Here is a 14,953-nt window from a genome sequence, read left to right on the forward strand (position 1 = left end):
AGATAGTGGTTATCATCCTCTCTACTCTTGAATGATGTAGCCTTGTTAGATATTCAAAAATATGATTTTATCTAGCTCATTCATACTACTAGCTTCAAGAGAAAAAATATCAGTCTTTCGAAGGAAGACTAAGGTGATGTATGACCTTTGCCTGCTTACTACAATTCTAAACCACATAGTGGTTTGAATATATAGAATCATTTTAATAAATGTTCTAAATACTAATATACGAGGAGGTGATAAAATGACAAATTTTCAAATACCATTAAAACAACATGTTGGTGCGCCGTGCAACCCAGTTATTGCCATTGGTGATTATGTGGAAAAAGGGCAGTTGATTGCTAATCCGGCAGGGCTTGGAGCTAATATTCATGCAAGCGTTTCTGGTGAAATCATTGCCATTACAGAAACGGCAATCGAAATTCAATTAGCTGAAGTTCAACCTGATACTTTTGTACCGATTGCCGAGCAAACTGATCATTTAGCCATGATTGAGGAAGCGGGGGTTGTTGGTGCTGGTGGAGCAGGTTTTCCTACCTATGTGAAATTATCAACAAAAATTATTGGTGGCTATCTAATTGCTAATGCAGCTGAGTGTGAACCGTTACTAGCACACAATATTAAGCAAATTGAAGAAAATGCTGAGCAACTTGTTCGGGGACTTAAGTATATGATTGAGCTTACTGAAGCCAAGAAAGCTTATTTTGCGATTAAGACTAAATATCGAACAGCAATGTTTGCTTTAGGGAAAGCTGTGAAAAATGAACCGTTGATTGAAGTTAAATACTTACCAGATATGTACCCAGCAGGAGACGAGCGTGTGATTATTCGAGAACTTTTGGGGATTACACTTAAGCCAGGTCAATTACCGATTGAAGCGAATGCAATTGTCTCCAACGTTGAGACAATTAAGCATGTAGCAGAAGCAATTGAGTTGCGTAAGCCGTGTATTGAAAAGGATGTAACTGTTTCAGGTCGGGTACAGCAAGGCTCGCACGTTTTTGAAAATGTTCCAATCGGTACACCAGTAAAACTATTGATTGATGCAGCAGGAGGCTATGTTGAGCCACATGGGGAAATAGTGATTGGCGGACCATTTACTGGTTCTAGTGGTGAAGAGGCGACACCAGTTAACAAAACAACTGGCGGCGTTTTAGTCTCTATGCCTTTTCCTCAAGAAAATCGGAAAATCGGTATCTTAATTTGCGAATGCGGCGGAGGAAAAGCACGTTTAGAAGAAATTGCACACAACATGGGAGCAGAAGTTGTTTCAGAACAACAATGCAAACGAATGGTAGAAGTAAATGGAAGATATAGATGTGACTTGCCGGGCGTTTGCCCAGGTCAAGCAGAAAAAGTAATGCAAATGAAAAAAGACGGTGCAGAAGTTGTTTTAACAGGCACCTGTCAAGATTGAACAAACACCGTTATGGGTGTAGCTCCTAGGTTAGGAGTTCCGGTTTATCATCATACAGATCATGTGCTACGGGCGGCAAGTCATAAACTATACAGACGATTGCCTACCAATTAAAATTTAGGAGGTTTTGATTTATGTCAATTACAGTTGAAACTGCTAAAGAGCACGCAAATGATCCAGCAGTATTATGTTGCCGTGCGGAAGCGGGTATTACAATTGAACCATCAAACTTAGAAGATCCAGCAATTTTTGCAGATTTAGAAGATTCAGGCTTACTAACGATACCAGACAATAGCTTGAAAATCGGTCAGGTTTTAGGGGCTAAATTATTAAAAACAACGGATGCTTTAGTACCTTTGACGGTTGATTTAGTAGAAGGTGTTCTGGAATCAGAAGAAGTAAGCGAATCCGTTAAGCAAACAATAGTGGCAGAATCCAGTACGATGCAACCTGCTGCAACTGTACAAGAAGGACAAGTGTTTTCCGGGCAAACGATTAAAATTCACATTGAAGAAGGGAAAGGAATCAATTTAGAAGTCCCGATTCCAGCGATAGCAGCAGCTATGCAACCCACGATGGTATCGCAAGTACAAGCGACCGAAACCACAACTTCTGTGACCGATAATCTTGTGGGAGAACCTGCGCAGGAACAAAAAATTCGTGGTTTTAAGCGTAAACACTTTAAAATTGAACAAGTAGTTTTTGCAGAAGAAACGAAAATTGAAGGTACGACTTTATATCTACGAGCGGCAGAAGCACTTTGTCAAGAAGCTGCAGCTACAGAAAAACTCGTAGAAGGAATGAAACTTGAAATTATCACACCTGATGCTTATGGTACGTACAGTGAGACAATTATGGATGTTCAACCGATTGCAACAAAAGAAGAAGGTGAAATCGGTGAAGGTGTCACACGTATTTTAGATGGCGTTGTTATGATTCTTACAGGGACCGATGCTAATGGTGTACAAATTGGGGAATTCGGTTCATCAGAAGGTGAATTAGATCGTAACATCATGTGGGGACGACCGGGTGCTCCAGATAAAGGGGAAATCTTTATTAAAGCACAGGTCACGATTAAAGCTGGTACTAATATGGAGCGAAGTGGTCCATTAGCAGCTCACCAAGCCGCAGATTATGTGACAGAAGAAATTCGCAAAGCGCTTAAACAAGTTGAAGAAACGCTGGTCGTTGATACAGAAGAGATTACGCAATATCGTCGTCCAAGTAAGAAAAAAGTGCTGGTGATTAAAGAAATCATGGGCCAAGGTGCGATGCATGATAACTTGATTATGCCAATCGAACCAGTTGGGACACTTGGGGCAAAACCGAATGTTGATTTAGGAAACTTACCTGTTATTTTAGCGCCTACCGAAGTGTTAGATGGGGGAATCCACGCGTTGACATGTATTGGACCAGCATCTAAAGAAACATCGCGACATTATTTTCGCGAACCACTCGTGACGGAAGCGATGAAGGATGAAGAAATTGACTTAGTAGGGATTGCATTTGTCGGTTCTCCACAAGCAAATTCTGAAAAATTCTATGTTTCCAAACGGCTAGGCATGATGGTGGAAGCAATGGGGATTGACGGCGCGATTATTACTACAGAAGGCTTTGGGAATAACCACATCGATTTTGCATCGCACATTGAAGAACTTGGTAAACGTGGTGTGAAAGTGGTAGGAGAGAGTTTTTCCGCTATGCAAGGTGCTCTAGTTGTTGGTAATAAATACATGGAAGCCATGATTGATAATAACAAATCAAAACAAGGCATCGAAAACGAGGTGTTATCAAACAACACATTGTGTAAAGAGGATGCAATTAGAGCGTTGGCAATGTTAAAAACATTGCTAGGTGGCGGACAAATTGATAAGCCAGAACGTAAGTGGAATCCTAATGTTAAACAAAATAACATTGAGGTTATCGAAAAACAATTAGGAACAAAAATTGATTTGGTTGAAAACGAGCAAGTTCTCCCTAAAAGTGAAAAACGTCGAAAAATCTATGAAAAAGACGAAGCATAAGCAAACAAGAATTGAGATATGTTTGAGGTGTGTTTATGGAAGATAGAACAAATCAGTTGAAATATATGTCAACTGAACGGATGTACGAAGGTATTTTAGTTGAGATTACAGATGCGAGTGTGACTATTGATATTAAAGGACGCTTGGGGCAATTTATGATTCCCAGGAGAATGATTATTTCAGCAGATCCTCTCCAATTAGGTCAAGAAGTAGGGTTTTTGCTATCCTATCCAGAAGTTTTGGAAGCAGAGCCAAACCAAAAGTATGTAGAGGCTATTCAGTCATATAAAGCAAAACAAGCAGAAATCAAAGCAGAATATAATCCGGAAAATAATTAATTGAAAGGAGTTTTACCAAATGTCATTAACAGTATTTGAAGGTTTACAATCAGAAATTTTTGTACCAATTACACCAAAATCAATCTTTACACCTGTAAAAAAGGAATTAAAAGAAATGCGTGTTGCTCTAGCTACAGCGGCTGGCGTACATTTGAAAAGCGATCAACGTTTTAATTTAGCTGGAGATACTAGCTATCGTGAGGTACCGGGAGATGCGCCGACTAGTGAGTTAATGGTATCACACGGTGGCTATGATAATGGAGATGTAAACAAAGATGTTAACTGTATGTTCCCGATTGACCGGTTACGTGAATTAGCGGAGCAAGGTTTTATTAAAGAAGTAGCACCTATTCATTACGGTTTTATGGGTGGTGGCGGTGACCAAGATGCATTTAGTCAAGTAACTGGTCCAGAAATTGCACAGAAATTAGTAGAGGAAAATGTCGATGCAGTTGTAATGACAGCCGGTTGAGGGACTTGTCATAGAACTGCCGTGATCGTGCAGAGAGCAATTGAGGAAGCAGGAATTCCTACTATTTTAATCGCAGCATTACCACCTGTAGTACGCCAAAATGGCTCGCCAAGAGCAGTGGCGCCACTTGTTCCAATGGGAGCAAATGCTGGTGAACCAAACAATATTGATATGCAGACTCATATCTTAAAAGATACTTTAACAGAATTAATTGCAATTGAAACACCAGGGAAAATTGTACCATTACCTTATGAATACATTGCACATATTTAATAATGCGATAAAACTATGGGGAATTTTTCCCCATGGTTTATACGCTGTTTAGGTGAAAAAAATGAAAAAAAGTGAATTGGAAATTCGTACATTCCCAATAGATACAATAAAAATAGCTGAACTACCAATGCTAACGCCAGGATGCCTAACCATTACACAAGTGCCACCTGCTGAGGTTGACTGGTTGGAAAAATTTACGGTGAAAATCATTTCACCAACCGAGCGTCATCAACAAATCAATACAATTATGGATGTTTTACCAATTTCAACTAAGTCTTTAGGTGAGGTTGGTTATGGGATTACACATACGTTAACTGGTGTAAAAGTAGTACTTACTGGTGCCATCGAAAATGGTGAACAGCTTCATGAATTTGGTTCATCCGCAGGATTTTTAGATGAACAAATGGTGTTTGGAAAAGCAGGGACACCGAATAATATGGAGCAGATTCTTTTGCTAGATATTTTAGTGAAAGAAGGAACAGTCTTTGATCGCAAACTATGCTTAAATGTATTTTCTTATGCGGATCAGTGGTTACAACCAATCCGAGAGCAATTGAAAAAGCTTGAAATGAAACAAGCAAAAGAACGGTGTTTTTTTTAAGCGAGCGATGCAAGTGGAAAACCAAAAGTTATTTTGGTAAAGCAAGTTGCTGGGCAAGGCGCGATGTATGATAACTTGCTTTTTCCGAAAGAACCAGGTGGTTTTGCAAACGGAGTGTCTATTATTGACATTGGTAATATGCCGATTTTACTTACCCCCAATGAATATCGTGATGGAGCTATTCGAGCGATGGTTTAAGTGAAAATATGAACAAGTGAAGGTGATCATGTGGGCATCGGACCATCTACAAAAGAAACAACGTTACACCACTTTCAAGATCCCATTGTTGCTATATTAGGTGAAGATACTGATATTGATTTTCAAGGCATCTTAGTAGTTGGAACACCGCAAGATAATTATCTAAAATATTTGGTTGGTAAAAGAACGGCGGTTTGGTTACAACGCATGCAAACTGATGGTGTCATAGTGTCAACTGATGGATGGGGTAATTCAGATATTGATTTTGCCAATACGTTAGCCCAAATTGCTCAAAATGATATTTCAATCGTTGGTTTAAAGTTTATTGGTACACAAGCAGGTTTTGTTGTTGAAAACGAATATACAAAGATGGTTTTAGATACAAATAAATCGGAATCAGGGACAGAAACACAAGTAGTTGGCGAAAATGCAGTTGATAAAATTGACGCGAAGAAGGCATTAGCTTTTATTAAACTAAAAATGCGCCAAAGTAAAAGTTGAAGGAGAGTGTAATAGAATGAAAGCGGCAAAAATGTTTTCGGCAATTGACACGCATACAGCAGGAGAAGCAGCACGCCTTATTACAGGGGGAATTCCCAAAATCCCTGGAAAAACAATGGCTGAAAAAAAACAATATTTAATGGAGCATAAGGATACATTAAGGCAAACTTTAATGTTTGAGCCACGTGGACATAATGATATGTTTGGAGCGTTTATTTTGGAACCGACGACTGCAGAAGCAGACTTAGGTATTATTTTTATGGATACTGGTGGTTATCTTAATATGTGTGGGCACAATACGATTGCAGCTGTAACTGCAGCTGTAGAAACAGGGATGGTTGAAGTCAACGAATTGGATCGGAAAGTGTCTGTCACATTAGATACACCTGCAGGGTTAGTTCGGGCAACTGCATACTTAGATGAGCCGTTTCATGTTAAAGAAGTTTCTTTTGAGAATGTAGAGTCATTTCTTTATAAGCGTGATCAAGAAGTGGATGTTCCTGGCCTTGGAACAATAAAAGTTGATATTTCTTTTGGAGGTAGCTTTTTTGCAATCTTGTCTTCTAGTGTAGTTGGTTTAAAAGTAGAACCTAGTAATGTTGCGGAATTTGCTGCGTTTGGTGTTAAGATTCGTCAAGCAATTAATGAACAAATTATCATTCAACATCCTACGCTAACACATATTCAAACGGTTGATTTAGTTGAATTTTATGATGCGCCGACTAATCCTAGGGCAACCTATAAAAATGTTGTTGTCTTTGGCAATGGACAGATTGATCGTTCTCCGTGTGGGACTGGAACAAGTGCTAAAATCGCAACGTTATTTGCTAAAAATGAATTGAAAGTAGACGAACCATTTGTTTATGAGAGTATTTTGGGGACCCTGTTTATAGGACGTGTCAAAAGCGAAAGCAAAGTAGCAGATATTCCAGCAGTTATCCCTGAAATTACAGGGTCAGCTTATATTACTGGATTTAATAGCATTCTGGTTGATGATAAAGATCCACTTAAGAACGGCTTTGTGCTGAAATAGAAAGGAAGTATATAAATGGCGACAATATTATTAGTAGTTTTAGGGGCTCTTACAATCTATTTTTTAAGTTACTTTATTAAAGATATCTATCGAAATAGGAATAATTTGGGCAAAGGAAATTATGTTATTTCAATGATTATCGGTTTTATTACGGACTTTTTGGATACCTTAGGGATCGGTTGCTTTGCACCGACCACATTAGCGTTTAAGCTTACCAAATATTTGAAATCGGATGCACTTTTACCAGGAACATTAAATATTGCGCATTCGATTCCCGTGATATTAGAAGCATTTATTTTCATTCGCGTTGTAGAAGTTTCGCCAGTTACATTAATATCGCTAGTAATTGCAGCGATTATCGGATCTTTTGTAGGCTCTAGAACTGTAGTGAAATTGCCAGAGAAAAAAGTTCAAATGATAATGGGAATTGCTTTGATTATAACCGCAGTCCTCATGATATTGAAGCAGCAAGGATTACTTGATGCTCTAGGCAAAGACAATACTGCACTAGGATTGACTGGTATTCGCTTAGTAATAGGTATTGTCGGGAATTTTATTTTTGGAGCTTTGATGTCAGCAGGTGTGGGACTTTATGCACCTTGTATGGCAATGGTAGCTTTGTTAGGATTAAATCCCCTTGTTGCTTTCCCAATCATGATGGGATCTTGCGCAGGATTGATGCCGGTTGCTAGTGTAGAATATATCAAAGTGGGTGAATATTCAAGGAAAGCTGCTATCGGAATTACTCTTGGGGGGATTGTAGGTGTTGTGATCGCAGCAACGCTTGTCAAAAGTATGAACCTTGAGATATTAATGTGGGTTATTATAGTGGTAATTATTTATACAGGTATTTCCATGTTGATTCAATCATTAAAAGGTAAGGAAGAAGTAATGGAGGTTTAAACCCAAGCTTTTCCTTGGATTTAAACAGGCGGTTTTGACTCTAGTCTAAGGAGCGGAAATATAAATGATAGATAAGCGTAAAGCAGTCGCGCCAAAAAAAGAATTAATTATCTGTGGTGGATGTAATGCGAAAATTGGGCCAGGACATTTAGATGAGATTTTGCAAGATATACCTAAGACGGAAAGTGATTCTTTGCTTGTCGGTTTTGATACAGCTGATGATGCAGCCGTGATTAAACTTTCTGAAGAGCAGGCGCTTATTCAAACGCTAGATTTCTTTCCTACGATGGTAAGTGATCCCTATTTATTTGGTAAAATTGCAGCTGCGAATGCACTAAGTGATGTATATGCAATGGGAGGTAAAGTGTTATCAGCAATGAATATTGTTTGTTTCCCAGAAGACAAAAACTTAGCAATTTTGAAAGAAATTATCCGTGGTGGAGCTGAAAAAGTAAAAGAAGCAGGCGGCATTTTAGTAGGTGGACATTCTATTCATGATGCTTCGGTTAAATATGGTCTTTCAGTTACCGGTACAATTCATCCTAACAAGTTGCTAAGAAATAACAATTGCCAGTTAGGCGATCATTTGATATTAACTAAACCTTTAGGTGTTGGGATTATTATAACAGCATATAATGTAGGGGAGATGGATCAAAAATCATTTGATGAGGCAGTAGGTTATATGCAAACCCTTAATAAAGATGCCAGCGAAATTATAGGTGACTTTCAAGTATCAAGTTGTACAGATATAACTGGTTTTGGTTTGCTGGGGCATTTACACGAATTGCTGCATGGCGCTTTTTCAGCGTGTTTGTTTAGTAGTACAATTCCGATTTTAGCAGCTGCGAAACAAGCTGCTAATGAGTTTCTGTTGACTGCTGGTGGACAACGAAACCGTAATTATTTGGAGTCTTTTGTTCATTTTGAGCAAAATGATTTCGGGCTAGAAGAAATACTTTTTGATCCCCAGACTTCAGGCGGATTGTTAGTTAGTATTCCAGAAACGGAAGCAGATCAATTGGTTGCCGCGCTTCAAGAAGCTAAGATACCTGCAGCAGATTTTGGTAAAATAACAACGAAAGATAGTTGGGAAATCCGTGTGAAATAAGGAGGAATTGCTATGAGAATTGATGCACGAACGATGGCCTGTCCACTTCCAGTAATTAAAACAAAACAAGCACTACAAACGCATACGAAGGTAACAACGGTTGTAGATAATAAAATTGCTGTTCAAAATTTACAAAAAATGGCAGCGAAGTTAAATCTTCATTGTAAACTAGTAGAAGAAGCTGATTCGACTTATTTGGTGACTATTCGACAATTTGACTCGGAAATAGCTACTAGTGAGGTTGAAAAAGTAGATTTAAAGCAACCAACTATAAGTAGTTATAGCGTGGTAATTGATACAGATACCATGGGGCAAGGAAATAAACCGCTAGGGCAAGCATTGTTAAAAGGTTTTGTTTACGCCTTAACAGAACAGAGTGAGCTGCCAGAACATATTATTTTTTATAATGCTGGAGCCCATTTTGTGACGGCTGATTCGATGTTATTAACGGACTTAAAAGCATTAAAAACAGCGGGAGTATTGATTTATGTGTGCGGTGCGTGTGTTGATTTCTATGGCTTGCAAAATCAAATAGCAGTTGGTGAAATAACGAATATGTATCATATTGTTGAGTTACTTCGCTTAAGTAGCAAAGTAATTAAACCTTAAAAATAGGAGCGATAGCAATGAAACAATTTTACTTATTTGTTTTTACTTCCACACATGCTGCTATGGAAAGCGAGCGTTTATTGCAAGCTGCGCAGATTCAAGCAAGATTAATTCCAACACCAGAAAAAATAATAGCGGATTGCGGTTTGTCATTGCAGTTCCATATTCAAGCTCTTGAGACAGTATCGCAGTTGCTAAACCAACAACAAATAACGACACAAGGTCTGTACCAAGGAAAACAAACAGGTTTGCATACAACCTTTGAAAAAGTACTAGTAGATTGAGGTGGAGCAAATGTCAACAATTGTAGTAGGGACAGCAGGTCATATTGATCATGGTAAAACAACGTTGATAAAGGCGCTGACCGGGATTGAAACAGATACTACTAAAGAAGAAAAAGATCGCGGCATGTCGATCAATTTAGGGTTTGCTTACTTAGATTTACCGAATGGTGAACAAGTGGGGATTGTAGATGTTCCGGGCCATGAGAAATTTATTAAAAATATGGTTGCAGGTCTTCCGGGAATTGATATAGCATTGCTGATTATTGATGCGGGTGAAGGTATTATGCCGCAAACAAAAGAACATATTGACATCTTAACATTGCTTGGAATTCAGCATTTCATTATTGTTTTGACAAAAGTTGGAACAATTGACGAGGAATTACGAGAACTTGTCATGGAAGATATACATTCTTATATCCAAGGGACGATTTTGGAACATGCAACTATAATTGAAACCGACGCAGTAGAGCAAATTGGTTTAGAAGTGTTGAAAAAAACGATTACAAAAATCAGTAGTGCAATTGAAAACAAACGCAATGTCAATGCAAGTCCGCGTTTGAATATTGATCGTGTATTTTCAGTAAAAGGCTTTGGAACAGTTGTAACAGGAACGTTGATAGAAGGTGTTTGTTGTGTAGGTGATGAATTAATAATCTATCCCTCTGAGCGAAGAACACGGATTCGGGGTATTCAAATACATGAAAAGGCAGTGAAACAAGCGGTTGCTGGTCAGCGAACAGCTTTGAATATTGCCAATTTGTCTACTCATGAAGTAGCTAGAGGGGAAGTTATAGCAGAAGCAAAACAACTTGCTGTTACATGGATGCTAGATGTGAAGCTGACGTGTTTACCAAGTTTTTCTAAAGGCTTGCAATTATGGGAACGAGTTCGTGTGTTGATTGGAACAAAAGAAGTGATGGCACGTGTTGTACCGATTGGAATAGAAAAACTGGAAGCAGGAGATGCTGGCTTTTTGCAATTACGATTAGAAGAACAAGTTGCGGTCAAAGCAGGTGATAAATTTATTTTACGTTCTTATTCCCCAATGAGAACGATTGGTGGAGGTGTTGTTTTAGATGCTAATCCAAGCAAACATCGACGCTTCCATACAGAAATTATAGAGAGTTTACAAGTGAAAGAAAAAGGGAGTTTAGAAGATGTATTAGCAGACTTTCTGAAAAATAAAAATGAAATTTTCACCCCTGTTTCACAAATGATTACCTATACGAGTGAGTCACAAGCAAATATTGAAAAAATTTTAGCGGAGTGGGAAAATACTGGACGCATGTTTCATTATCAAAAAGGTTGGATTTATTACGAAAAATATCAAATAGTGAGAGATAAGATTTTAGACCAACTTAATGCTTATCATAAGAAATATCGTTTGCGAGTGGGAATGCCTAAAGAAGAAATATATACACTTTGGCAACAAGAGATGAGTTTAAAAGAATTACAATTTTTATTAACAAAATTTGTAAAAGAAAAAAAACTTAAAGAATGCAACCAACTTTATGCGAATATGACTTTTAACGTAAAGTTAAATAGTTATCAAGAAAAAGAAAAAGCGCGCATCTTAATGAGTCTCGAAAAAAGTCGCTTCACACCAATCAAAGTAGAAGAATTACTTGCAAATAATCCAACTGCAACAGAGGTCTTGGAGAGCATGGCAGATAAAGAAGTAGTTTATCTGACGCATGAATATGTTCTTTTGCAAAGCATGTACCAGCAAGCAATCGAGCAGGTACAAGTATATATTCATAAAAACGGGGCAATGACACTAGCTGATTTTAGAGATTTAACAAGGTCATCACGTAAATCGTCGATGCTGATTTTGGAAGCATTAGATAAAGCGAATATCACAAGACGTGTTGAAAATAAACGCAAACTGGTTTAAGAAAAGAGGTTTTGTATGTATTATTTTGACCATGCTGCTACAACCAATAAGAAACCAGATAGTGTTGCCCAAGCAGTTTATGCAATGCTTGCTTCAGCTGAATATGGGAATCCTAACCGTGGGGCAAATTGCTATTCTTTAAACAGCTACAAAAAAATTGAAGAAACTCGAAAAAAATTAAAAAGATTATTTGTGGCGGATGATGATTACGAAGTGATTTTTCAACAAAATGCCACAATGGCACTTAATACGATTATCAAGGGATTACTAACAGAAAAAGATCATGTCATCACGACTGTCACAGAGCATAATTCCGTTTTACGACCACTCTATCAATTAGGATTAGCGATTTCATTTTTACCGCTTACTACAAGCTATGAAGTAGATCTAACCATGCTAGAAAAGTTAAAACAAATAAATACAAAAGCAGTGATTGTTTCACATGTGTCTAATGTTACGGGATCGGCACTTAATTTAGAAAAAATCAGTCATTTTTGTCGAACAAATAAGTTATTGTTACTCGTTGATGTTGCCCAATCAGCAGGCGTCTTACCGATTAATTGTACCAAATATGCATTAGATGCAATTTGTTTTACTGGACACAAGTCTCTGTTTGGTCCCCAAGGAATTGGCGGGATTTGTTTAAAAAAAACATTAGTTGTGGAACCGTTGTTTTCAGGTGGAAGCGGAATACTATCAATGGCTAAATACATGCCAATCGATTATCCAGAACATTTAGAAGCAGGAACATTGAATACCCCAGGAATTATGGGATTATCAGCGGGAATTGATTATTTATGCCAACAAGGTGAAGCGGCACTTGAAAAGGAACAACGAACATTGGCTAATCTTTTTTATAATGGGATTAAAGATTTAGCTCAGTTAACTTGTTACGCAAATCCAGTACTAGCAAAGCAGAATAATATCATATCATTCACGTTAAAAGGAATCGACTCCGCAACAATTGCAACATATTTAGAAGAACAGGAAAATATTATTGTTCGTTCCGGAATGCACTGTGCGCCGCTTATTCACCAGGAGCTTGGCACGAAAGCAACTGGAGTTGTACGTTTTTCGTTTTCAAGTATGAATACTGAATTAGAAGTAAGGCACGCTATTGAGGCTGTAAAAAAACTAGTGAAAATTATGTGAAAGGAGGTAAATTCGGTGCAATCATTACTAGCTAATATCCCTGCTGTAGATCAGATTTTAAAGACAAAACCGATTGATAAATTACTAGCTATTCATTCTTCTGCATTAGTAAAAAAAATTGTTCAGACAGAAACTAGTGTATTACGTCAAGCCATTCTTGCTGGAACTTGTCAATCCATTTCGCAGGAAGCGCTAATTACCACAATTTGCGAAAAAATCCAGAAGCAGAGTGCTTGCTCGTTTAAAACTGTTATTAACGCAACAGGAACTGTTTTACATACCAATCTGGGCCGTGCTAATCTAAGTCGGTACATTGCTAATGAAGTTTTTAACATTGCTCAACATGCCTCAACATTAGAATATAATCTTGAAACAGGTCAACGAGGCTCACGCTATGAACATGTTGAAGATTTATTATGTCAACTTACTAACGCAGAAGCAGCGTTAGTTGTTAATAATAATGCTGCAGCTGTGCTTTTAGCGCTTTCGACAATCGGACAAGGCAAAGAGTTTGTGATTTCGCGAGGAGAGTTAGTGGAAATTGGAGGGTCATTTCGAATTCCAGATATTATTGAACTTAGTGGTGGTAGGCTTAAAGAAGTAGGAACGACCAATAAGACCCATGCTGCTGATTATGAAAAAGGAATCAGTGAACAGACTAGGGCAATTTTAAAGGTGCATACGAGTAATTATAAAGTTGTTGGCTTTACTGAAACGGTGGATTATAAAACACTAGCAAAGATTGCTCGAAAATATGATTTACCACTTGTAAATGATTTAGGTAGTGGCTTGCTACTTAACATGGAGAAATATGGATTTCCACCTGAACCAACTGTTCAAGAAATAGTACAGTATTGTGATGTTGTAACGTTTAGTGGCGATAAATTGTTAGGTGGTCCACAAGCGGGTATCATTGTAGGTAAAAAAGAAGCAATTCAAGCAATGAAAAACCATCCGTTAACTAGGGCGCTGCGAGTCGATAAAATGACAATAATGGCATTAACAGGTACATTAAAGTGTTATTTAGACGAAGGAACTGTTTTAGAAAGAATTCCGACCTTACAAAAGCTTACTTGCTCAAAAGAAACTCTCCACCAAAAAGCAGAATGTTTATTGCAAGAGCTAGCAACATTATCATTACCAATGGAATTTACGAAAACAGAAGAATCAGCAAAAGTTGGCGGTGGAGCATATCCAGAAGTGGAACTTCCGAGTGTTCAAATCTGTGTGAAAAGTAAAGTGCTATCAGCCAGTGAACTTGAGCAACGGTTAAGAGTAGCGACAACTCCGATTATTGTAAGGGTTAAGAACGATGCAATTTATCTAGATTTGCGTACAATTGAAGATGAAGAATTAGCTCTGATTACAGAACAGTTTAGAGAATTATAAAAATGCTAAAAATCAGTTGTTATTTATAAATTGCAAATGCTTTTATAGGCTATAAATAGGATTGGATACTCCTATAGTTATTAACCTGTTAAACGGATGGCGAAAGATAAGTGGGCATTGGAACATCTGTGCGGAAATTAGTGGTAGGAAATCGAATGATTAAAGGAGAGCCAGTCATGCCAAATGTTGTCACACCGATTATACCAGGAGTAGATCCAGTAACTCCAAGTAACCATCAACTACACTAGGAGAAAATAATTCGCTGCTTCTTCAAGGATTTGGAGTATTGATGGTACTCAGTGGTGTAGCTTTCTTCTTGTTGAAGAGAAGGAAAATACATTTGTAATAAGCGAAAACGAACTCATAAATGAAACCATACTTCCTACTTAATTTTTTAAAGTAGGAGGTATGGTTATTTTAAGTAACTAAGGCGTTTTTTGCTATAAGACATCAATTAGGTGCATGCCGATTAAGGGATAGTTCATAACGCATTAAAACCAGCATGAAATGCAATCTAAATAAGAATTAATAAGATACAATATTAAATGTTAACTACTTAAAAAGCCTTGAACTTGCAGAATCGAACAGAAAAATTGACAGCCTTGATTTAGGAGCTAGTCATTTTAATAATCGTTGGACGCTCAAAAGAGCTACTTTAAAGTGGAACGTGTAGGTGTGGACTAGGGAATCTATATTTGTAAATCTGTATCCGAATCGTTGATAAGCGCGTAAAAACCTCTAAAATCACTTTTGAGCA

The 14,953-nt window shown here is 37.8% G+C and carries 17 protein-coding genes and 1 pseudogene; all 18 read left to right on the top strand.

Translation table 11 applies throughout. From position 1 onward, the window contains the following. Positions 1–244: 244 nt before the first annotated feature. Positions 245–1,531 (top strand): proline reductase-associated electron transfer protein PrdC, encoded by a 1,287-nt coding sequence (gene prdC / locus BCR25_RS14225; protein WP_379974964.1) that lies wholly within the window; start codon positions 245–247, stop codon positions 1,529–1,531. Between the two features lie 20 nt (positions 1,532–1,551). Then, positions 1,552–3,441, top strand: coding sequence for a D-proline reductase (dithiol) proprotein PrdA (gene prdA / locus BCR25_RS14230; protein ID WP_069664261.1), 1,890 nt, complete (start codon positions 1,552–1,554; stop codon positions 3,439–3,441). A 35-nt stretch (positions 3,442–3,476) separates the two neighbouring features. Further along, the gene (locus tag BCR25_RS14235; protein WP_069664262.1) at positions 3,477–3,779 is read left to right on the top strand and encodes a CBO2463/CBO2479 domain-containing protein; all 303 of its coding nucleotides are present in this window, start codon (positions 3,477–3,479) and stop codon (positions 3,777–3,779) included. A 19-nt stretch (positions 3,780–3,798) separates the two neighbouring features. Further along, on the top strand, positions 3,799–4,251 hold the full coding sequence (locus BCR25_RS21030) for a glycine/sarcosine/betaine reductase selenoprotein B family protein (RefSeq protein ID WP_069664263.1): 453 nt from the start codon (positions 3,799–3,801) through the stop codon (positions 4,249–4,251). A gap of 27 nt (positions 4,252–4,278) precedes the next feature. After that, positions 4,279–4,524 carry a hypothetical protein gene (locus BCR25_RS21035; protein WP_200830385.1) on the top strand — a complete coding sequence of 82 codons (246 nt, stop codon included), beginning with the start codon at positions 4,279–4,281 and terminating at the stop codon, positions 4,522–4,524. Positions 4,525–4,585: 61 nt separating this feature from the next. Then, positions 4,586–5,125 carry a proline reductase cluster protein PrdD gene (locus tag BCR25_RS14250; RefSeq protein WP_245792219.1) on the top strand — a complete coding sequence of 180 codons (540 nt, stop codon included), beginning with the start codon at positions 4,586–4,588 and terminating at the stop codon, positions 5,123–5,125. A gap of 33 nt (positions 5,126–5,158) precedes the next feature. Next, complete coding sequence (locus BCR25_RS20750; RefSeq protein WP_245792221.1) at positions 5,159–5,323, top strand: hypothetical protein; 165 nt, start codon at positions 5,159–5,161, stop codon at positions 5,321–5,323. Positions 5,324–5,353: 30 nt separating this feature from the next. Next, positions 5,354–5,824, top strand: a complete 471-nt coding sequence (locus BCR25_RS14255; RefSeq protein WP_069664265.1) for a glycine/sarcosine/betaine reductase component B subunit — start codon at positions 5,354–5,356, stop codon at positions 5,822–5,824. A 16-nt stretch (positions 5,825–5,840) separates the two neighbouring features. Further along, entirely contained in the window at positions 5,841–6,857 is a 1,017-nt protein-coding gene (locus tag BCR25_RS14260; RefSeq protein WP_069664266.1) for a proline racemase family protein, read from the top strand. A 15-nt stretch (positions 6,858–6,872) separates the two neighbouring features. Then, positions 6,873–7,760, top strand: a complete 888-nt coding sequence (locus tag BCR25_RS14265) for a sulfite exporter TauE/SafE family protein (protein WP_069664267.1) — start codon at positions 6,873–6,875, stop codon at positions 7,758–7,760. A gap of 64 nt (positions 7,761–7,824) precedes the next feature. Continuing rightward, complete coding sequence (gene selD / locus BCR25_RS14270) at positions 7,825–8,868, top strand: selenide, water dikinase SelD (protein ID WP_069664268.1); 1,044 nt, start codon at positions 7,825–7,827, stop codon at positions 8,866–8,868. 12 nt (positions 8,869–8,880) lie between these two features. Then, positions 8,881–9,477 carry a sulfurtransferase-like selenium metabolism protein YedF gene (gene yedF / locus BCR25_RS14275; protein ID WP_069664269.1) on the top strand — a complete coding sequence of 199 codons (597 nt, stop codon included), beginning with the start codon at positions 8,881–8,883 and terminating at the stop codon, positions 9,475–9,477. A 17-nt stretch (positions 9,478–9,494) separates the two neighbouring features. Then, positions 9,495–9,761, top strand: coding sequence for a putative Se/S carrier protein (locus tag BCR25_RS14280; protein ID WP_069664270.1), 267 nt, complete (start codon positions 9,495–9,497; stop codon positions 9,759–9,761). Positions 9,762–9,771: 10 nt separating this feature from the next. Then, the gene (gene selB / locus BCR25_RS14285) at positions 9,772–11,655 is read left to right on the top strand and encodes a selenocysteine-specific translation elongation factor (RefSeq protein ID WP_069664271.1); all 1,884 of its coding nucleotides are present in this window, start codon (positions 9,772–9,774) and stop codon (positions 11,653–11,655) included. Positions 11,656–11,670: 15 nt separating this feature from the next. Next, on the top strand, positions 11,671–12,807 hold the full coding sequence (locus BCR25_RS20215; RefSeq protein ID WP_069664272.1) for an aminotransferase class V-fold PLP-dependent enzyme: 1,137 nt from the start codon (positions 11,671–11,673) through the stop codon (positions 12,805–12,807). A 15-nt stretch (positions 12,808–12,822) separates the two neighbouring features. After that, positions 12,823–14,196 carry an L-seryl-tRNA(Sec) selenium transferase gene (selA, locus tag BCR25_RS20220; RefSeq protein WP_069664273.1) on the top strand — a complete coding sequence of 458 codons (1,374 nt, stop codon included), beginning with the start codon at positions 12,823–12,825 and terminating at the stop codon, positions 14,194–14,196. 110 nt (positions 14,197–14,306) lie between these two features. Continuing rightward, positions 14,307–14,444: a hypothetical protein gene (locus BCR25_RS20450; protein WP_169819025.1), complete on the top strand. Its 138-nt coding sequence runs from the start codon at positions 14,307–14,309 to the stop codon at positions 14,442–14,444. Between the two features lie 11 nt (positions 14,445–14,455). Continuing rightward, positions 14,456–14,542, top strand: a pseudogene (locus tag BCR25_RS21000) (hypothetical protein); the annotation flags it as partial. Positions 14,543–14,953: the final 411 nt, after the last annotated feature.

The organism is Enterococcus termitis, from assembly GCF_001730305.1.
Taxonomy (GTDB): Bacteria; Bacillota; Bacilli; order Lactobacillales; family Enterococcaceae; genus Enterococcus_L; species Enterococcus_L termitis.